A 20,558-nucleotide genomic window follows, 5' to 3' on the forward strand; every position below is an offset into this window, starting at 1 on the left:
TTCCTTTATATCTAACCATTTATAATGTTCTGATGTAATTTAGGTGTTTCCAGAACCTCATATATAATGTATAAGTTCTCATATTAAAAAAGTTACTCTTTAAGAACTCTAACCTCATAAGAATTCAATAGTATTTTTCCTTCTATTATTTCAGACGACTCTATATCCACAACTGTTTTGTTTAAGACTACCTCTTGGGTATCTGTCGAAAAATTCATCAAAAAGTAATAGCTCACGCCTTCCTTTATCCGTGTTTGCACAGAGACTTCAAACTTGGGTTCATTAATAAGGGAATTAGCTAAATATAATTTTTCAATAATAGGTTTGTAAAAGTCTTTCAAAAAGTCTCGGTTTGTTCTAGCTGCTAGATAATAAGCTTGACCTGATCCGAATGAATTTTTAACCACTGCTGGTGTATTTTTGTAGAATTCTGCTTGGTAAGTACCCATAACTTCAGCTTGAGTGACATCAATTATGCCGGAATAATCTTTTATTTGATACTGTTTCCCTTGAAACTTCAATGAATTAAATTCATCTGGGTATAGAGTATCAAGTTCTTTCAAACTAATACCAAAAATTTCTTGAAGTTCAGATGGCCATCCCCCAATATTCACTAAGTCTGTCTCGTTCACTATCCCAGTAAAATAGCTAGATAATAATGTTCCTCCACTACTCACATAGTTGCTTAGTTTACTAATTGTTTTTTCATCCATTAAATAGAGCATCGGAGCAATCAATAAATCATACTGATCAAATTCTTGTTCCGACGTAATGATATCAACAGCTATATCATTTTCCCAAAAGACAGAATAATGTTCCTGAAGCGTTTGTGGGTATTGTCTTGTTGGTCGGCCAAATCCACCGCCTCTTTTTAAAGCCCAATTGCTGTCCCAGTCAAATATAATTGCGACTTTTGAGTCTTTAGTTGCTCCTTTTATTTCGGAGATTTTCTCTAGTCTACTTCCGTATTCTGAGACTTCTTTAAATACTCGATTCTCCCGTGAATTGTCATGGCCTACAACTGCTCCATGAAATTTCTCTGAATTTCCTCGAGACTGCCTCCACTGAAAATAGAGAGTACTATCTGATCCATGCGCAATTTGCTGCATAGAGCTTAGCATATGCATGCCTGGACGTTTCGATTTATTAAATTGGTGCCCATTTACTTCACTAGGTGTTGATTCCATTACTAAGAATGGTTTTTGTTTTAAAGACCAGTATTGGTCATGAACATAAGCAGATTTCATGGCTGTTTCAGCGATCGATTCATAGTTGTTATTCCAATCTGGATAACTGTCCCAACTCACAATATCTACATATTTAGCAAATTTTCCATAATCGATACCTTCCAAGGGGATAAAATCATGCTGCTCATGACCTTCTGCCATAAAGTTAGTTGTTACAGGTACATCTGGAGTGATTTGACGAATCGGTTTGATTTCATTTAAGTAAAAATTAATCGTCATATCTGTGTTAAATCTTTTCCAATCAAGGTCCATTCCATGTACTTTATGTTCACCCAAAGGAGATGGCGGAAGGACTTGGCTCCAATCCGTATATTTATTTCCCCAAAAACTCATCAGCCATGCCTTATTTACTTCTTCTAACTCTCCATATTTTTTCTTTAACCACTGCTGCCAGTTTTCTTTACAATAGTCACAATAGCATTCACCAGAATATTCATTTGAAATATGCCACATCAGCAATGCTGGATGATTCCCATATCTTTCAGCCAGTTTTTGATTTATGATACGGACTTTTTCCCGATATATCGGAGAAGAATAACAATGATTGTGTCGAAAACCTTGAGTATGCTTTTGCCCAAGTGAATTGGTTCGATTGACCTCTGGATACTTTTGACTCAACCATTGCGGTCTTCCACCACTCGGCGTTGCAAGAATCACATTCCCACCAAATTTATGAACATCATCAAAAATGCGATCCAACCATTCAAAAGTAAATTCTCCTTCACTCGGTTCCAACGCCCACCATGAAAAGACTCCCACAGTGACAGTGTTGACATTCGCTTCCTGCATCATTTCAATATCTTCATTTAAAATTTCTGGGTAATCTAGCCATTGATCAGGATTATAATCCCCACCATGTAGAAATCTTTTTTCTAAATCAAAATGAACCACCTTTATTTACCCCCGTTCTTGTCACTTTCAACTAAATGATAAATATAAGATTGAAAATCACCTTTTACCTGCGCTTGATGATGATTTGCACCGTTAAACTGGTAAGGTTTTCTAAGCCCAAAATGACTAAGTACTTTACCGCTGACTTCTTCTGATTTATTGACTGAATAAATTTTATCATCTGTTAAAAATGGTACCTTTATATAATCTAAAGCTGGAGGATTAGCTACGGCCATTTTCCGATAAAATCCAATAATGAATTCACTTTTATCTTCATTCGCCACGCCCCATGAAACTTCGTTCGTATCAACAAATGGATCTAACAATTGGAAAAATTCTCCGTGAACCAATAGATTTCTATGTTTTTTATAAAAAGAAATACACGTTTTAATTTCTTCTTTTTCCTCATCACTGAGTTTTGTAAGATCCAGTTCATAACCAAGAGGGCCAAAAATTGAAACATTCTGACGCGTCTGCAATGATGTTACCCGTTCTACTTGATGATTTGGACTAGCTGATACATGGTTGCTGAATGTGGACAGCGGATATCCCAATAGCGTGCCTGTTTGAATTGTTAATCTTTCAATAGCATCACTATCATCACTTGGCCAAATTTGAGGACTATAAAACAATATACCTAGATCATATCTTCCTCCACCACCTGCACAACCTTCAATTAATATATCCGGAAAATCACTCAGGATTTTTTCATATAGTGCATATACTCCTAAAATATACCTATGGAAAAATTCTGTTTGCGGTACACCATTGGCTTGCAGATAAGTTGAATAGGCTTCTGTTATGTTTCTGTTCATATCCCATTTTATATATTCCAAGTTCGTTTCCAGAATAACTTCCTTCATTTGCCCATAAATTTCATCTACTACTTTGGGATTTGAAAAATCAAGAACATATTGGCCTCGTCCAATTGATACTCTAGAATACGAGTGTCGCACAACCCATTCAGGATGATCCTTATAAAGTTGGCTTTCCGGCGATACCATCTCAGGTTCAAACCATATTCCAAGTTGAAGTCCCATTTGATGTATACTATCAGCGAATGTACCAATTCCTTTGGTAAACTTATTCTTATCGTAATACCAGTCTCCTAATGAACTTCTATCGTTATTTCTTTTCCCAAACCAGCCATCGTCTACTACAAAACATTCCATTCCTAGTTCTTTGCCTAATTTAGCAAGCTCTAATAATTTATCTTGATCAAAGTCAAAGTAAGTAGCTTCCCAATTATTAAAAACAATTGGTCTAGGAGTTTTTTTCCACTCTCTGTTGATGATGTGCTTCTCTGTAAATCCAGCAAATTGACTTGAAATCCCGTTCAATCCTTCATCGCTATACATTAGAATGGCTTCTGGAGTTACAAAACTCTTTGATGGTTGTAGCTGCCAAGAAAACTGACTTGGATTAATCCCAATCATAAGTCTTGTTTTATCCCACTCATCAACTTCTGCCTGTGCCAGGAAATTGCCTGAATAAATGATGTTGGCAGCATATACTTCACCTTTATTAATCTTGGCGTTTTCTTCTACCAAAGCAACAAAAGGGTTATGTTGATGCCCAGATGCGCCTTTTAATGAGCCTACAGAAACGGTACCTTGTGCTAATTTTCTTTTCTTAGGATGTCTTTCTTTTAGCCATGCACCAGATAAATGTAAAAAATCATAGTTAGCAGTTGGAAGTTCTAAAACACCACTTAACATTTTTTCTATCATTACGGATTCCGGACCGATATTAATTAATTTTTGGCTCCTTACAACAGCTCCAAAATCTTCAAATAGTGTAAATTGCATTTCTAAATTAAGTTTATGCTCTTCATCCTCTAGTTGAATAATGAGCGTTTCAGATTCTCCTTCTAAAGCATAGGTTGAAGGGACAGCTAAGTTTCTTTCTTTTTTCTTTTCTATCCGGTAATCAATAAATTTAAAGTCTAAATACCAAGGATCGTTATTATGAGATACCTCTATTGCCCCTTCTTTAAAATCTGAAGATCCATAAACGGGGTATTCCTGAAACCTATCTGTTAAAGTAAATAGGTCATCATCAGTGGAGAATTTAACCGTACCTGCTGATTTATTATTTCTTTCCGTAAGATATTGAATGTCCGAATCAGACAATTCACCCAGAGTTTTTCCATAATATAAATGTCCTAAATGGTTATTTTCCATCACATGAAATACGTAACTTATTTTATTATTTTTTAAATGAAAAAAATTTCCATTTCTAACTTCAATCATAATCCTTTAATTCCTTTTCAATGGCTTTTTTTTGATTTTATAATCTTCATTTGAATCAGTTTCCACTATTTTCTGACTGCTTATGAAACATGCATTGATAAGTTATCAATATATCTCATTCTTTTTGCTATTCCTCTATTGTAAAAAAGCTTATAGAAAAACCCAATCAACATAAAACCATATTGATTCCTTGTTTCCGAAAACGTATTTTTTTCTGAATAAATCAGAATATCTTTGCCTTTTTTATCTTTTTTAAATTCGTACATTTGTAAAATCATACCCGATGAATAGCTAGTTTTCGTTTGAAGTGTTTCTTCAGCCTTTAGTTTTGTAATTTCCATCACACTGGAAACCGGAAGGCTTTGGAGTTTTGTCGTTAAGTTGCATTGAACAGATGTCCCCTCCTCTAAAGAGATAATTTTGGGATCGTTCTTTTGAAAATACTGCAATTGCTCATCAACTAACACCTTAAAGACAGAAGATTTATCAGATTTCAATACATACTTATAACTCAATGTGTCAAGACTTATCATAAGTTATCCTCGACAGGATACTCAGTTTTTACTTTTTCTTTGTATACTGGTTTTTCATGATCATCATTTTGTTCTTCTTTCAAATATTCTTTATCCATAGCCATTAAAAATGGAATCCAAATTGCTGTCATAACAACTACTGTAACGATTTGAAGGATTGCACCCGAAATTGATCCTGTTCCAACCCAACCAGAAAATAATATAGGGGTCGTCCATACGACAGTTGCTCCTATCGGTCTTGGAACTAATCCTACTGAGATTGCGAAATAAGAAATGGTTGTTGAGGCTAAAGGTGCTAATATCCATGGAATAAAGGCTATCGGATTTAAAACAACTGGTAACCCAAAAGTCATGGGTTCCGATACATTGAAAATAGCTGGTGCCATGATCGTTTTCATGGTCGTTTTCATTCGAATGGATTTTGCAATAAAGAAAGCCATTGCTATTGAAATCCCTAATTGCATTCCTTGGTTTACGAAAACTCCCATAAAAGTAGTGTTAATAATATGAGGCAATTCTGCCCCTACTTTATATGCTTCATAGTTTTCAAGTGCAAGTGCACTCATGATAGGATCTATGATTGCATTGATCACCAAAGTTCCATGAATACCAAACCACCAGAAAAGTTGTGTAAAGAACACTGCTATCAATACAGCAGGTAAAGTACCACCTAATCCCATCAAAGGTTTTTGCAACAATTCATATACAAAATCGACTGCATTGCCCCAAGACGTAAAAGTAAATGTATATCTAATAACATTAAAAACAAATAATGGAACAGCTCCTGGAATAATCGCAACAAATGATTGTGCAATCATAGGGGGGACTGAGTCCGGCATTTTAATAGTAAAACCTTTTCTTCCAATTCGACAATAAATTTCTGTAGCGATAAGGGCTGTAAGAATCCCAACAAACATACCTTCTGCACCTAGTTTTGAGATGGGTATAAATGTGCCCATTGACTCATCTTGTCCAAATGGCAAAAGCATAATAAAAGAAGATAATGATATAGCTCCTGCAAATACTTGTGGCTGATCATAATGTCCAGCAAGATGATACCCTATACCATAAACAATAAAGACAGCGGATATGCTCATTGTAGCGTTTCCAACTGGACCAAAAAAATCATTAAAAAAAGTATTAACAACTTCAGGCAAATATTGACTAAATCCAAATGTAGTAGGTAAGTTTTGGATAATAATCATAATCGATGCAAACATTGTTGCAGGGAAAGCCATCATAAAACCATCACGCAAACTCAATAAATACTTGTTATCGCCTATTAATGTGGCAATAGGGCCCATTTTTTCAGCAAATTTTTCACCGAATTTCATTTTGATATGCTCCTTTTTCGCTTTATTTATTTTTGGTAAACGTTTACTTTTTTAAGTATAAATGTTTAGTTAATGTTTACACAAGTCTTTTCTATAAAAAAAACCAATTAACACCCAAAAGTTGCTTAAATGGGTATTAATTGGTTCATTATTAACTTTTTATTTTTCCTATCGATTCTCTAATTTTAAGTTCGCTAGAACAAATCGTCCTAATGGGCATAGTTCGATCTCCCAACATTCGTTCCTTTGCCATTCTAACAGCTAGGTGTCCCATTTCTTTTGCGTTCATTTGAATACTGGATAAAGCTGGGGTCATAAATTTGGCCATTTCTATATCATCAAAGCTAACTACGGAAATATCTTCAGGTATTCTCAAATGAGCCTCATTGATAGCTTTGTACACCCCTACTGCCATAGGATCACTTGCAACTAAAACTGCTGTTGGACGAGGCTCTGCTTCTAACATCTCTCTGCCTAGATTCAAACCTGACTCAGCCCGCCAAGTTCCTTGATATATTTTTGAAAAATGATCAAGATTATTCAACTTCATCCATTCCATGTAGTTTACAGCCCGAACTTCTTCTTTATATTGGGTTGATAGGCCTTCAATCGTTACTTTACTTCCTAATCCCCCAATGAATGCAATGTTCCTATGCCCATTTTGATAAAGGCGATCCAAAACTTCATGAGTTTTCGAAGCAAAATCAGTCTGGATGCAATCGTAATTAGGATATTTTGAGTAACTGTCGACTAAAATTAATTTATGATTGAAATCATAAGCCTTTTTTGTAGCCTCCTCTGTCATCTCTCCAATCATAATCACAGCCCCATACTTAGATAATTGTTCCCAGTCTTTTTCTGTGTCTCGCATTCGAAAAGCCTGAACTACTCGCATTCGCCACTTAGAAGCTTCACTTTCTATTCCTCTGCGAATATCCAGAAAATAAGGATCCTCTCTTTCAGAACCTTCTTCATGCCTCACAATTAAAGCAATCGTTAAATTATCACTGTTGCTTTTTACGCCTCTTTTGTTCTTATCTTTGGAATAATTCAACTTATTCGCTATTTCAATGACTCTTCGACGAGTGTTCTCATTAATACTGAAAGAATCATCATTATTTAAAATACGTGACACACTTGCTGCGGATACTCCTGCCATTTTTGCTATGTCTCTTATACTTGTCATATTTTCTCTCCAACTTGTTTAGTGTTTACTAACATATATTAACAAACAATTGAAGGTGTTGTCTACAGAAATAATTTATTGTTTGAAAGATTGTTTAATCTATTTTTTAAACACGTTTTTATTATTCTTATATCAAAAAAAGCCTCTCAACTTTTGTTAGAGACCTTTTTGATAAATAATTTATTTTTATTCTTTAACAATTCCAAATTCGTGTACTTTTTCAACTGCGCGTTCTTCTCCTTCTACCAATTCCCCAAAAATTTGATAAATTTCTACGATAAGTTCATTTCCATTCACATTGTATACGGCAAAGTTTTGTACAGTGGAATCACGATTGTTGGAATGTGAATTTGCAAATACACCATCTTTTTGTGGCTGCCCTCCGAAAGCAAAAAGATTGTTGTAGTAATCTAAATCCTCTTGCGTCATCCAGCTCAGATCAGGTCTTACTTCATGTACATGTTCCAATGACTTGCCATAAAGATCATCATAGGCTTTTGTCCCACCTGTATTCGGCAACACGAACACTGTTCCTGAAGGGTTTTTATAATATTCGACATTGTCTTCGCCAAGAACTACTTCCGCTTGGTCAATAGTTGCATTGGAGAAGTTTTCTTCCGTTGGCGTAAAGTTTAACGATTTTGTTCTAGAGATAACATGGTCATGACCTTGCAAAGCAAGATCTACATCCAGCTCGTCAATCATCTGCATAAATTCTTCTCTCACTTTTTGAACATCTTCATCTTGAAGAGAGTGATAAGATTTCGAATACAAAGGTTTATGATAGGTTAAAACGACCCATTGAGCGCCATTTTCACGAGCTTGTTTGATATCCTCTTCAATCCAAGCTAATTGTTCTGTCCCAATTGCTTTTCCTTCAGGATTGTCTTCAGATTCTTTATTATCATTTGTGTTCGCGACGACCACATGTACTCCGTTGTAATCAAGTGAGTAGTACGATCCACCATCGACTTTCTCATCCGTCACTGGAACATTGATGTGTTCATTGAACTTCTCAGTTAATTGCGAATCACCATAATTCAAAGCATATTCATCGTGATTTCCAGGCGCGACCACTAAAGGTTGTTGCAGCCATGATTCTTCTGATTGAGAAAAGATATCGACCCATTCATCTTCCACTTCAGCTGTTTCAACTACGTCACCAGTGTGTAGCACGAAATCAGCATCTGCGACTTCCAAAGCTTGTTTGATTGTATCTGCACCATATGCTGCTTCATTGAATACATGTTCATTCCAATACGCATTTTGAGTATCCGTGTATTGGACGAACGTAAACTCATCTCCAACTTCACCCGATGTGTTGAAGGTTCCAATCTCACTCTTTTCACCAGAATCACTGCCCACTTGGTAGTAATATGTAGTGTTGGGTTCTAAATCGGTGGCTAATGCTTTGTAGGAATATTCTGTTACATCAACTAAATCCAATGATCCAACTGCATCTCCGCTGGTCCATTCTGGTCCACTGACGTTTTCGTCCGTGTAGTAACCATTGATAATCGGTTCGCCATCTTCCCCTTCCACTGGATCACCTTCATCATCTTTTTCTAAATCTGCATAGATGTAATATCCATCTTCTGTTCTTTCCGCATACTGATTCGTAACTTCAGCTACTTCAGGATCAAAGATTAATGGATCGCTTAAATCTTCTGAAATACTTACCCATACTTTTGCATCGTCAAACTTATCAGTCGTATACCAATTGAATCCCATTTGTGTTTGGGTATCCCCATTCAATGTGGTGATGATTCGATTAGGTGCATTATTTGCTTCAACTTCAGCTACCTCTGGCTTACTTTCGACTAACTCTACCTCGTTGCTTGAAGAACTAACCATTGAAGAAGAATCAATCGTACTGGATGCGGCATTGGATTGGCAACCAGCTAATACAAACGGTGCTAATAATGCTACAGCAGCAATACTTGGAACAGAAAACCTTTTCATCTTTCTTTTTAAATACAAATCTTTTCCTCCCAAATAAAATAGATTTATAGGCTTCCATCAGTTAAAACCTATACTCCTACTCTATAGGATGAATATTTATTGTTGGTCAATATTAAGTAAAATTCTAGTAAAAAAAGTAAATTAAGAGTCTTATTATTTCTTTAATTTTTACTTCCATTCCTTTTAATTGATCTTTTAATGTTTTACCTTGAGCTAACTTCTCATCATCTGTAGTTTTAGTGATTTCATCATTAATCTATAATCCTGAAAAATCATGATTGATGATCTCAAGTAATTTAAAAGCTTCGTCCTTAAACTCAAATTTTAGAATGCAACAATTTCCTAAACGATCTTTTTGGTCCACTTCACTAGTATGTGCCCAATACCTCATAAACTGTCTGCAAGCTGCCCCATGAGATACAACTAATACTGTTTGTTTTTCTTCTTCTTCTATTATTTTGTACAGCGTCTTAGCAACTCTTTCTCTAAATTGCAACTCTCCTTCTCCACCATAAGGTACAAAAAAATCTCCATAAGGCAAAGGCGGATTTAAGTATTCATGTTCTGCTTCAAACACTCCAAAATTCCATTCCTTTAGCCCCTTAATTCTTTTATAATCCTTATTCGTTACAAGCTCCAATGTGTCACAAGCACGTTCAGAAGTTGAGGAATAGGCACTTTCAATGCTTATATTATTTTCAGTGAAGTATTGGCCTGCTATGATGGCTTGATTTTTCCCCTTATCTGTCAGCGGTGAATCGCACCAGCCTTGTATTTTCTTTTGTTGATTAAAAAAAGTTTCGCCATGTCTCATTAAATACACTGTTTTTGTCATCCTATTCCCTCCATTTTTCATGATTTATTTCAACTGATTTTAGACTACCACATTCACTAGAAGTATTGATTGATCTCTTATAAAATATCAGTGTTATTGCCCTCTATTCTGGCAATAACACCGATATCAAAAATAATAGCTTTTATTTTTGTTGCCTATCCAATAAAAAAGGAATTGCTCTTATAAAGGGCAATCCTTTTTTAGTATTAGGTTATTTTCTTAAGCCTTTAGTGTTTAAAGGAACTAAATATTGCGCAACTTTTCCCATTTTACCTACTAGGACTAGATTCTGAATTGAACATCTTTCTTAGTTGGTAATTAGCAAAAAAATCACAATTGGCTAACGATTCAAAACCTTTTCAATTTCGGCTAATTCTGAAGGAGAAAAATCAAGGTTATCTAATGCTTTGACATTATCTTCGATTTGGCTTACCTTGCTGGCTCCAATCAATACACTTGTGACTTTTCCATCCCTTAAAATCCACGAAACAGCCATTTCAGCTAACGTTTGGCCTCGGCGTTTTGCGATTTCATTTAGTGCTCTTGATCGCTCTATGGTAGCATTTACTTTTTCTTCATTCAAGAATTGACTTGTTGTCCGACCAGCTCTCGAATCTTTTGGAATACCATTCAGGTAACGGTCTGTCAACATACCTTGCGCTAAGGGACTAAACGCAATAGTTCCTAATTGGTTTTCTTGTAAAACATCTTGTAGTCCATCTTCTATCCAACGGTTATACATACTGTAAGAAGGTTGATGAATAATGAAAGGCGTTTTTAATTCTTTAAATATTTTTGAAATTTCAGCTGTTTGTTCGGCAGAGTAATTAGAGATTCCAATATACAAAGCTTTACCTTGGCGAACCATTAAGTCCAATGCATGTGCTGTTTCTTCAAAAGGTGTATCCGGATCTGGACGATGAGAGTAAAAGATATCAACATAATCTAATCCAAGACGCTTCAAACTTTGGTCAATACTAGCAGTCAAATATTTTTTAGAACCAAATTCACCATATGGGCCTGGCCACATATCATATCCGGCCTTGCTTGAAATAATCAATTCATCACGGTAAGGAAGCAAATCTTTCTTTAAAATACGTCCAAAGTTTTCTTCGGCACTTCCCGCTGGAGGGCCGTAGTTATTGGCTAAGTCAAAATGGGTAATTCCTAAATCGAATGCACGATGAACCATTTTACGGCTGTTTTCAAATAGATCTACATCACCGAAATTATGCCACATTCCTAAAGACAATGCTGGCAATTTTAATCCACTGTTCCCCACACGATTGTAAATCATATTGTTGTAACGATCCTCTGCTGCTTGATACATTCAACCACTCCAGTTCTTTGGTATATTTCTTCCACTTCCCATTATAACGCTTTCAAACAAAGGAAACAATCTATTGTAAGAGTTTCCAATATAATTTGATTCAGGACCTTTATTTTTAAATTTCCACTTCTGTCAAGCTCTACATCGACATTAGATCAACTACAATATAGGAATCTACAAATCCTATCACTTTTTTTTAAGAGGGTGATAGGGTTTATCTTTTTTTCATAAAAAAACTTCCTTAATCACTACATATTGTGTTATCATATTTTCGTAAGCACAACATGTAGATTTCATGTATGTGAAATACAGAACAAAATTTAATAACCAGAAGGAGACTTTTAATGGCAAATAAAATAAACATTATTTACATCAGTTTAAACGGCAATACGAAATACTTTGTTGAGTGTTTAAGCGAATACATAGAAGCAACTAAGGACATAGTTGTAAAATCGCTGAATATTAAAGATCTAAAAGGAGAAACTTTTCCAGTGGATGAACCCTTTGTCAGTTTCTTGCCGACTTATTTAAATGGTGGAAATGGAATCCATACAGGAGATAAGGAAGTATTAACCACTAGACTAGGAGATTTTATAGCATCTAACGATAACTTTAAACTCTGTTACGGAATTATTGGAAGTGGGAATCGGAATTTCAATAATCAATTCTGCCTAAGTGCTAAACAATATACAGAAAGATTTGGGTTTCCATTAATCGATGTCTTTGAATTACGTGGGACGCAGTCAGATGTAAAACGAATTGCCAACTTAATCATTAATCACCAAGAAGAGTTTCTTAACGAACTTTAGAAAAACTTAGGAGTGAATAACTTTGCCAAATCAAACAACTACTATCAAAAGTGCTAAAACTTACTTTTACCTTAATAACTTGGTTAATATTCCAGTCAATGGTGAAATTCCTTTACAAAAGGATCAGGAAGCATTAAAAGCTTACTTTAAAGAAGAAATCATTCCCAATACCTTAACATTTCCTTCATTAGAAGAAAAATTGGCATTCTTGGTGGATAACAATTACATTGACTTAGACGTCTTAAACCTTTATAAGCAGGGTGAAAGTAATGACTATGATTTTGCATTTATTAAAAAAATATTCAAACAAATTTATGCTGCTAACTTTAAGTTCAAAAGTTTTATGGGTGCTTATAAATTCTACTCACAGTATGCATTAAAAACAAATGATCATTCGAAATACTTAGAACAATTTGAAGATCGTATTGCTTTTAATGCTTTATACCTAGGCAATGGGGACAGAACATTAGCTGTCCAACTTGCTGAGGAACTTATCTCTCAACGCTATCAACCAGCTACTCCTACTTTTCTAAATGCCGGGAAAAAGAAACGCGGGGAAATGATTTCTTGTTTCTTAATTGATGTTGCTGATTCAATGCTTTCTATTGGCCGAGGAGTAAACTCTGCTTTGCAACTTTCTCGAATTGGTGGTGGAGTTGGAGTTAACCTATCAAATATCCGATCAGCTGGCGATCCAATTAAAGATATCGCCAATGCTTCTTCTGGTGTCCTTCCAGTAATGAAGCTGCTAGAAGATGCATTTAGTTATAGTAACCAACTTGGGCAACGTAATGGCGCAGGCGTAGTCTATTTGAATGTTTTCCATCCAGATATCTTAGGCTTTTTGTCAACTAAGAAAGAAAATGCAGATGAGAAAATACGAGTTAAAACACTCTCTTTAGGGTTAGTCGTTCCTGATAAGTATTATGAATTAATAAAAACAAATAAACCGATGTATCTATTTAGCCCCTACAGTGTAGAAAAAGAATATGGTATTCCGTTCTCATACATAGACTTGTCTGCTGAATATGACAATATGGTTGCGAAATTGAACATCAAAAAAACTCAAATCAATGCTCGTGAATTGGAGCAAGAGATTTCGCGTTTGCAACAAGAATCCGGCTATCCGTATATTTTAAATATTGATACAGCCAATAACACAAATCCTGTTGACGGAAAAATTATTATGAGTAACTTATGTTCAGAGATTCTCCAACCGCAAGAACCTTCTACACTCAATGCTGACTTATCTTATGAACAAACAGGCACAGATATTAGTTGTAACTTGGGTTCGAGCAATATGATGAATATGCTGCAATCTCCTAATTTTGCTAAATCCGTTCATTTGGCAGTTCGTGCGTTAACAACTGTCACAGATTCAAGCAATGTGCTAGAGGTACCTACTGTTAGCAAAGGCAACTCTATGTACCACACAATTGGTTTAGGTGCTATGGGATTGCATACCGCTTTAGCCTTGCAACAGATTGAATATGGTTCAGAAGAATCGATTGAATTCACTGAAGCTTATTTCTTAGCTTTAAATTATCATTCTTTGGCAGCAAGTAACGAAATAGCTCAAGAACGAGGAGAAACTTTTTTCGGATTTGAGAAATCCAAATATGCTGATGGCACATACTTCAAACCCTACCTAGAAAGTGAATTCACAATAGCAAATGAAAAAGTAAAGGACATCTTTACTAACGTCCAATTGCCAACAGTTGCAGATTGGAAAGACCTAAAAGAAAAAATTTCTAAGCACGGTTTGTATCACCGTAACCGTTTAGCCGTTGCGCCCAATGGTTCTATTTCATATGTAAATGAAACGAGCGCCTCCCTACATCCGATTACTCAACTTATTGAGAATCGCCAAGAGAAAAAAGTAGGCTCGATTTTTTATCCAGCACCTTTCCTTTCAAATGAAACTCTTCCATATTACAAATCAGCTTATGACTATGATCAGCGTAAAATTATTGATATTTATGCCGCTGCTCAAAAACATATTGATCAAGGTATGAGCTTAACTTTATTTATGCGCTCAACTCTTCCTGAAAGTTTATACGAATGGAAAACAGACGCTTCCTCAAAACTGACAACTAGAGACTTGAACCGTCTGAGAAACTACGCTTGGACGAAAGGAATAAAATCACTTTACTATATCAGAACTTATACCGAAGATGACGAATTTACAATGGCAAATACTTGTGAATCCTGCATGATTTAATAGGAGGGAAATTATGTCTTACTTACATTACAAAGCAATCAACTGGAATGAAATCGAAGATCATTTAGATCATTCAACTTGGGAGAAATTAACGTCATTATTTTGGTTAGATACTCGAATCCCTGTTACAAATGAAAAATCACAGTGGGAAGATCTTCCAGAAAATGAAAGAGAAGCATTCATGAAATCGTTGGCTGGGCTAGCTTCAGCAGCTACGTTCCAATCAGAGAAAGGTTACCTAGTAATTAATGAAGGAAAACACACTCAGCAGGAAGCCGCTATCTACAATAATATTCAATTTATTGAATCAGTTCATGCTAAAGCCTATAACACAATTCTTATAGGATTTAATGAATCAACAGAAGTTGATGGTGTCTTAACTTGGGCTGATAACAATGCAGAACTTCAATACAGATTAGATCGTATTCTTGAAGTTTATAAAACAGGAAGTATACTTCAAAAACGAGCAGCAAACTTAATCTTGGAAGGAGTCCTAACCTATAGTGGTCTCTTTACTCCATTGCTTTACTGGACACAGAAGAAATTCACTAACGTTGCTGAAATTATTAAGTTGGTCCTCACGAATGAATCTTTACATTGCTTCTATATTAGTCACAAATTTCAACTAGGTTTTTCTGAATTATCACAGGAAGAACAAGCAGAATTGAGAGATTGGACTTTTGATTTGTTTGTTGATCTAGTAAAAAATGAATTAACTTATATAGAACACATTTACTATGGAACTGATTGGCTTGAGGAAGTTAAAGTCTTTGTTCATCAACAGGCTAATAAAGCACTTATAAGTTTGGGATTCGACCCTTTGTACCCTGAAACAGGTGCAAGTAATTCCCATATTGATTCCATCAACGTTATTTTAACTAAAGTAACTCATCATGAAGTCGGTAGACAATCAGGTATCAGCTTCCAATTTGATAAAGAAGATACCATGAATGAAGAAGACTATAACTTTTAACAAATAAATCCGGAATTTCATTTTAAGGAGGAAAAAATTATGACTTCAAAACATAAAGTAATCAATTGGAATAAAATTGAAGATGAGTTAGACGATTATGTTTGGGATAAGGCAACCTCACAATTCTGGCTAGATACTCGTGTTCCTATTTCAAACGACTTAGCAGACTGGCGAGAACTTTCATCTATTGAACAAGAAGTTATTAAAAAGGTCGTTGGAGGTCTAGCATTGCTAGATACATTACAATCTGAAAAAGGTGTTAACGCTATGCGGGAGGACGTTCGTACTCATAAAGAAGCTGCTATTCTGAATAATTTTTTGTTTATGGAAACCATCCATGCGAAGAGTTATGGAACGATTCTAACTTCTTTGAACAGTATCAAAAGCATCAATGAGATTTATGATTGGATGAATAATGATGAACGAATGCAATACAAAGCAAAACGGATTAATGACATCTATCAAACTGGTAATGGTTTGCAAAAGAAGATTGCAAGTATCTTTTTAGAAGGTATTTTATACTACAGTAACTTCTTCGCCCCCTTATGGTACCGTGGCAGTAATAAACTGGCTAATCTAGCTGAGCTTATTAAATTGATTATCCGTGATGAATCAGTACATGGTACTTACTTAGGGTATAAATTCCAATTAACTTACAATGAGTTACCTGAAGAAGAGCAAAAGAAATTGCTGGATTGGATGTACCCTTTGTTGGAAGATCTGATGGAAAATGAGTTGGCCTACACTGAAGAAATCTATAGTCCCATAGGTATAGCTGAAGATGTTAAAACTTTTGTTCGTTACAATGCTAATAAATCATTGCAAAATATGGGGTTCCAAGCTTATTATAAAAATGCTGATTTAGGCGATGTTAACCCTATTGTGATGAATGGTATTTCAATTGAAACATCGAACCATGACTTCTTCTCACAAGTTGGAGCTGGATATCTTATGGGCGATGCTGAATCAATGGTAGATGAAGACTACGATTTTTAATACAAAAAGAAGAACCGTGCTTGTAATAGACGGTTCTTCTTTATTTTTGCTCTAACTAGTTGCATCCATATTAAATTGTCTTGGTCATGATCAAATCAGTTTGCTCATCATCACCCATGAAGAACGAATGTGAACTAATATGAATAAACCCCTTCTTTTTATAAAAGGAAAGAGCACTTAGATTTTCTTCCCAAACGCCTAACCAAATCACTTCTTTATTCTTTTCTTTTGCAAATTGTTCAGCTTTTTCTATCAAAACCGTTCCATACCCTTTTCTTTTACGGTTACTTCGAATGTAGATTCTTTCGATTTCTACAGCATTTTCAGCGATGTCTTCTGTTTGTGCATCACCTATGTTTAATTTTAAGTAACCGGCTATTTCTTCGTTATCTAGTAGAAAGAAAAAAGCAGAATTTTTGTTTGTGAGTTCTTTTTTGAGTTGTGTACTGTTATAGGCTTTTTCCAAATAATTTTTTAAGTCTTCCTCAGTGTTTTGATCCTTAAAGGTATCCGTAAACAGTTCTATGCTGATTTTTTGAAGTAATTCTAAATCTTCTAAGGTGCATTTTTTCAATTCCATAGTAATGATCTCCTTTAGTAATTTCGTCTATTCTCATTCGCTTCCTTTTAACGTTCTTAACAACTCTTATTATATGTTATTTTATTGCATTTAAGATAAAACGTCACTTTAACTGACCAATTGTTTTGCTATCCAATATGACGATTCATCAGAATTGTAAAAAATTATTGTTAAAAAGAAATCAAACTCTACTCTCTATAGGCAGATTATTTCATAAAAATACAAATAAGTGGTATGGTGCTTCTTGGAACAAATACTTATTATTGGGGGCCATTTTTTTGAAAATTATTGTCGTAGGAACATCACATGCTGGCTATGAAGCCATTCAAACATTATTGAAGGAACAGCCAGATGCTGAATTGCATTTGTATGAACGCGGAGATACCGCATCATTCTTATCTTGTGGAATTCAAAGTTACTTAGAAGGCATTGCCGAATCTTTAGATAGTTTACATTATGCAACAGAGGGTTCGTATATCGAACAAAATGTAAATGTTCATATGAATAGTGACGTTGTTGGGATTAACCCCAAAGCTAAAACCATTACTGTTAAAACAACTGACGGAGAAACTGAAGAAAGCTATGATAAATTGATTCTTTCTCCTGGTGCAGCGCCTGTAAAAATTCCAATTCCTGGTGCTGACTTAGATAATATCTTCTATGTACGTGGCCGTAATTGGGCTGAAAAAGTTAAAACACGTATGGGTCAATCGAAAAAAGCGGTTGTTGTCGGTGGAGGTTACATCGGTATTGAAGTAGCTGAAGCATTTGCTAAAGTAGGTATTAAGACAACGGTTATTGATTCTTTAGACCGCGTATTGAATACGTACCTAGATAAAGAATTTGTTGATGTATTGAACGAAAATATGGATCAAAATGGATTGACTGTTCGCACAAGCGAAATGGTTAAAGAAGTTGTTGGCGAAAACGGAACCGTTAAAAAAGTTGTAACAGATAAAGGTGAATACGAAGCAGACACTGTAATTATGGCTGTTGGTGTTCGTCCAAATACGAAATGGCTTCAAGGGATCGTTGAATTAAACCCAGACGGTACAGTCGTTATTGACGACTACCTAGAAACCTCTGAAAAAGATATTTTTGCAATGGGAGATGCTACAAAAATTCCCTTTGCGCCAAATCATGGTTCAAAACTAATTGCTTTAGCATCTAATGCTCGTCGTCAAGGAGTGATTGCGGCTAAAAACATTTTAGAGAAAAAAGTAAAGATGCCTGAAGTATCTGGGACATCTGGTTTAACATTATTCGACTACAAATTAGCTTCTACAGGTGTGAAAGATATCGATCAAGACTCCATTGATGCTGAAGTAGCTAGCACATTCGTAGTAGAAAATATTCGTCCTACTTTTATTGATGACGAAAAAGTCATGATGAAAATTCACTTTGAAAAAGACAGTCATCGTATTGTTGGTGCTCAATTGATGTCAACCTATGACGTTACAGCTTCTATCAATGTACTATCGGTAGCTATCTCTTCAGGTTGGACGTTAGAAAAATTAGCCTTTGCTGATTTCTTCTTCCAACCAGGATTCAACCGTCCATGGAACTACCTAAATGTTCTTGCTCAAAAAGCTTTAGATGATAACTTTGATAGTGAAAAATTATAGTACTTTTTCATACAAACGATAAATAAAAAAGTTGCTAAATTTAAAAAACTAATACAATAAAAACAGCTTCACAGTAGGGAAAATTCCTATTGTGAAGCTGTTTTTATGCTTCTAAAGCTGAAGTTTTATACACGCTTTTCAGCTAGATGATGTCTCAGCTTCTTCGTACAGTTTTAAATTTTATCTATTATTTAGAGTTTTTGTCGATGAATGCTACGAATGCATCTGCAACAGTTTGTAAGAATTCAATTGATCCTGGAACTACTTGTCCGTCTTCACCAATTGTTTTAGATGCATCAATATAAAGTTCTGGTTGAGCCATAACTGGGCTGTCACCGAATACTAGTGATTGACGAATTTGGTGGTTAGCTAATACACCAGAAATACCTGCTGGAGATACTGAACCAACGAGAACTGGTTTTCCTGGCCATACACTTTCGCCCCATGGACGAGAACCAACATCAATAGCATTTTTCAATGAAGCTGGCATACCACGGTTGTATTCTGGAGTTATGAATACATATGCGTCTTGTTCTTTCATTTCTTTACGGAAACGAGTGTAACTTTCTGGAGCATTTTCTTCTAAATCTTCATTGTAAACTGGTAAGTCGCCAATTTCAATAAATGTTACAGTAGCATCAGCTGGGAATAACTCAGCTAATTTTTTTGCTACAATTTTATTTAAAGAATCTTTACGTAAACTTCCTACTAAAATCCCAATATTTTTTGACATGAATAATTACCTCCAAATGATTTATTTTATTTTTCCTTATAAATACATCCTACACCCTACACTTACTTTTTACAAGTAAAAAACTAAAATACTTTTACTTCTATATGAATTTCACATTTTTTACCTTATAGTCCCGGAATCGGCTCTACTAATAATGCCTGATGATAAGCATCGTAATAAGTGACTTGCTTCGTTACTAAATCACTTGTCCAAACTGGCACGCCAGCTGCTCCAGCTAGTTCACAAAATTTTTCAAAATCAAACTCTCCTGATTGTGCTCTTTTAACAGCCGATTTGATAGCTTTAGAGTCACTTTGATCAGAAACTACTTTTGGGACCCCATTCAATTTTAAGTCGACAGAATTATCCTCATCAAAATATCGATACGTCCCTTCAGCAACCAAATAATCGTATCGCTTCACACCTAATTTCTGTAGTTCGTGCATTAACTGAGCGAATTCGCCAGCATTCTTTTCTGCATTTATTACTTTTTCAATCTCTTGGTAATTTAGACTCATTTAAATCAGCTCCTTTTTATATTCGTTAGTATGTTAATCTTCATTTGTTTCTTTCAACTTAAGTTTAACCTTTGCTTGATAATCTGTGCCCCAGTCTTTCATTGCATCTAAAATGGGCTTTAAACTATCTCCTAATTCTGTCAATGTATATTCAACGCGTGGCGGAACTTCTGCAAAAATTTCGCGGTCAACTAACCCATCTTCTTCCATAGAACGCAAATGTGACGTCAATACTTTTGGTGAAACAGTACCAATCGATTTTCTTAATTCTCCAAACCGTTTAGTCCCATCTAGTAGTTCTCTTAATATCAACACTTTCCAACGATCGTTTATCACCAAAAGTGTCGTCTCTACTGGGCAAGCCGATAATTTATCTCGCATTAAAAACCTCGTCCTCTCGCAATAGTTACTTTTTTGTTACTAAGTAACTTAAAAGTACTTACTTTACATTAGTTACTTAGACTCCTATCATAGTGTTAGAACTTGAAAAAAACAAGCTTTTATAAACTAAATCTCACGAATAGAAAGGTTGA

Annotated in this window: 17 protein-coding genes; 5 read left to right on the top strand and 12 right to left on the bottom strand. The window is 35.2% G+C overall.

What is annotated here, in order from left to right; translation table 11 throughout:
• Nucleotides 1-92: 92 nt before the first annotated feature.
• From BR65_RS08085 to mgrA, 8 genes are all read right to left on the bottom strand, one after another.
• The gene (locus BR65_RS08085; protein WP_034537769.1) at nt 93-2,138 is read right to left on the bottom strand and encodes a beta-galactosidase; all 2,046 of its coding nucleotides are present in this window, start codon (nt 2,136-2,138) and stop codon (nt 93-95) included.
• A 2-nt stretch (nt 2,139-2,140) separates the two neighbouring features.
• The gene (locus BR65_RS08090; RefSeq protein WP_034537770.1) at nt 2,141-4,390 is read right to left on the bottom strand and encodes an alpha-galactosidase; all 2,250 of its coding nucleotides are present in this window, start codon (nt 4,388-4,390) and stop codon (nt 2,141-2,143) included.
• An 80-nt stretch (nt 4,391-4,470) separates the two neighbouring features.
• Complete coding sequence (locus tag BR65_RS08095; protein ID WP_034537771.1) at nt 4,471-4,923, bottom strand: DUF3284 domain-containing protein; 453 nt, start codon at nt 4,921-4,923, stop codon at nt 4,471-4,473.
• On the bottom strand, nt 4,920-6,257 hold the full coding sequence (locus tag BR65_RS08100) for a PTS sugar transporter subunit IIC (protein ID WP_051932708.1): 1,338 nt from the start codon (nt 6,255-6,257) through the stop codon (nt 4,920-4,922). The genes BR65_RS08095 and BR65_RS08100 overlap by 4 nt, the downstream gene beginning before the upstream one ends.
• Nucleotides 6,258-6,408: 151 nt before the next feature.
• Entirely contained in the window at nt 6,409-7,443 is a 1,035-nt protein-coding gene (locus BR65_RS08105; RefSeq protein WP_034537774.1) for a LacI family DNA-binding transcriptional regulator, read from the bottom strand.
• 186 nt (nt 7,444-7,629) lie between these two features.
• Nucleotides 7,630-9,423 (bottom strand): purple acid phosphatase family protein, encoded by a 1,794-nt coding sequence (locus BR65_RS08110; protein ID WP_244877161.1) that lies wholly within the window; start codon nt 9,421-9,423, stop codon nt 7,630-7,632.
• Nucleotides 9,424-9,661: 238 nt separating this feature from the next.
• Complete coding sequence (locus BR65_RS08115) at nt 9,662-10,240, bottom strand: histidine phosphatase family protein (protein ID WP_034537775.1); 579 nt, start codon at nt 10,238-10,240, stop codon at nt 9,662-9,664.
• A 340-nt stretch (nt 10,241-10,580) separates the two neighbouring features.
• A complete protein-coding gene (mgrA, locus tag BR65_RS08120) occupies nt 10,581-11,570 on the bottom strand; it encodes an L-glyceraldehyde 3-phosphate reductase (protein ID WP_034537778.1) in 990 nt (329 codons plus the stop codon).
• A 344-nt stretch (nt 11,571-11,914) separates the two neighbouring features.
• On the opposite strand from mgrA, the gene nrdI reads away from it, so the two are divergent.
• From nrdI to nrdF, 4 genes are read left to right on the top strand one after another with little or no spacing between them, the layout of a single operon-like run.
• Nucleotides 11,915-12,379 (top strand): class Ib ribonucleoside-diphosphate reductase assembly flavoprotein NrdI, encoded by a 465-nt coding sequence (nrdI, locus tag BR65_RS08125; protein ID WP_034537779.1) that lies wholly within the window; start codon nt 11,915-11,917, stop codon nt 12,377-12,379.
• 22 nt (nt 12,380-12,401) lie between these two features.
• On the top strand, nt 12,402-14,600 hold the full coding sequence (gene nrdE, locus BR65_RS08130) for a class 1b ribonucleoside-diphosphate reductase subunit alpha (protein ID WP_081901369.1): 2,199 nt from the start codon (nt 12,402-12,404) through the stop codon (nt 14,598-14,600).
• Between the two features lie 13 nt (nt 14,601-14,613).
• Nucleotides 14,614-15,573, top strand: coding sequence for a ribonucleotide-diphosphate reductase subunit beta (locus tag BR65_RS08135; RefSeq protein WP_034537780.1), 960 nt, complete (start codon nt 14,614-14,616; stop codon nt 15,571-15,573).
• A 39-nt stretch (nt 15,574-15,612) separates the two neighbouring features.
• On the top strand, nt 15,613-16,569 hold the full coding sequence (gene nrdF / locus BR65_RS08140) for a class 1b ribonucleoside-diphosphate reductase subunit beta (RefSeq protein ID WP_034537781.1): 957 nt from the start codon (nt 15,613-15,615) through the stop codon (nt 16,567-16,569).
• A 70-nt stretch (nt 16,570-16,639) separates the two neighbouring features.
• Here the strand turns inward: nrdF and BR65_RS08145 are convergent, their stop codons facing one another.
• Nucleotides 16,640-17,149 carry a GNAT family N-acetyltransferase gene (locus BR65_RS08145; RefSeq protein ID WP_081901370.1) on the bottom strand — a complete coding sequence of 170 codons (510 nt, stop codon included), beginning with the start codon at nt 17,147-17,149 and terminating at the stop codon, nt 16,640-16,642.
• A gap of 278 nt (nt 17,150-17,427) precedes the next feature.
• Between BR65_RS08145 and BR65_RS08150 the strand changes: the two genes are divergently transcribed.
• Nucleotides 17,428-18,774, top strand: coding sequence for an FAD-dependent oxidoreductase (locus BR65_RS08150; protein ID WP_034537784.1), 1,347 nt, complete (start codon nt 17,428-17,430; stop codon nt 18,772-18,774).
• Nucleotides 18,775-18,961: 187 nt separating this feature from the next.
• On the opposite strand, the gene BR65_RS08155 is transcribed toward BR65_RS08150, so the two are convergent.
• The 3 genes from BR65_RS08155 to BR65_RS08165 all read right to left on the bottom strand — a co-directional run bounded on the left by BR65_RS08155 (nt 18,962) and on the right by BR65_RS08165 (nt 20,406).
• Nucleotides 18,962-19,507: an NADPH-dependent FMN reductase gene (locus tag BR65_RS08155; RefSeq protein ID WP_034537786.1), complete on the bottom strand. Its 546-nt coding sequence runs from the start codon at nt 19,505-19,507 to the stop codon at nt 18,962-18,964.
• Nucleotides 19,508-19,632: 125 nt separating this feature from the next.
• Nucleotides 19,633-20,025: a DUF1398 family protein gene (locus BR65_RS08160; RefSeq protein WP_023179371.1), complete on the bottom strand. Its 393-nt coding sequence runs from the start codon at nt 20,023-20,025 to the stop codon at nt 19,633-19,635.
• Nucleotides 20,026-20,058: 33 nt separating this feature from the next.
• The gene (locus BR65_RS08165; RefSeq protein WP_023179373.1) at nt 20,059-20,406 is read right to left on the bottom strand and encodes a winged helix-turn-helix transcriptional regulator; all 348 of its coding nucleotides are present in this window, start codon (nt 20,404-20,406) and stop codon (nt 20,059-20,061) included.
• Nucleotides 20,407-20,558 lie beyond the last annotated feature (152 nt).

It is taken from the genome of Carnobacterium inhibens subsp. inhibens DSM 13024 (genome assembly GCF_000746825.1).
Classification (GTDB): Bacteria; Bacillota; Bacilli; order Lactobacillales; family Carnobacteriaceae; genus Carnobacterium_B; species Carnobacterium_B inhibens.

Coding starts and splice junctions, on each gene's coding strand:
- nrdI (WP_034537779.1), top strand. CDS start 11,915: ATGGCAAATAAAATAAACATTATTTACATCAGTTTAAACGGCAATACG.
- BR65_RS08115 (WP_034537775.1), bottom strand. CDS start 10,240: ATGACAAAAACAGTGTATTTAATGAGACATGGCGAAACTTTTTTTAAT.
- BR65_RS08100 (WP_051932708.1), bottom strand. CDS start 6,257: ATGAAATTCGGTGAAAAATTTGCTGAAAAAATGGGCCCTATTGCCACA.
- BR65_RS08095 (WP_034537771.1), bottom strand. CDS start 4,923: ATGATAAGTCTTGACACATTGAGTTATAAGTATGTATTGAAATCTGAT.
- BR65_RS08155 (WP_034537786.1), bottom strand. CDS start 19,507: ATGTCAAAAAATATTGGGATTTTAGTAGGAAGTTTACGTAAAGATTCT.
- BR65_RS08145 (WP_081901370.1), bottom strand. CDS start 17,149: ATGGAATTGAAAAAATGCACCTTAGAAGATTTAGAATTACTTCAAAAA.
- mgrA (WP_034537778.1), bottom strand. CDS start 11,570: ATGTATCAAGCAGCAGAGGATCGTTACAACAATATGATTTACAATCGT.
- BR65_RS08165 (WP_023179373.1), bottom strand. CDS start 20,406: ATGCGAGATAAATTATCGGCTTGCCCAGTAGAGACGACACTTTTGGTG.
- BR65_RS08105 (WP_034537774.1), bottom strand. CDS start 7,443: ATGACAAGTATAAGAGACATAGCAAAAATGGCAGGAGTATCCGCAGCA.
- BR65_RS08160 (WP_023179371.1), bottom strand. CDS start 20,025: ATGAGTCTAAATTACCAAGAGATTGAAAAAGTAATAAATGCAGAAAAG.
- BR65_RS08090 (WP_034537770.1), bottom strand. CDS start 4,390: ATGATTGAAGTTAGAAATGGAAATTTTTTTCATTTAAAAAATAATAAA.
- nrdF (WP_034537781.1), top strand. CDS start 15,613: ATGACTTCAAAACATAAAGTAATCAATTGGAATAAAATTGAAGATGAG.
- BR65_RS08135 (WP_034537780.1), top strand. CDS start 14,614: ATGTCTTACTTACATTACAAAGCAATCAACTGGAATGAAATCGAAGAT.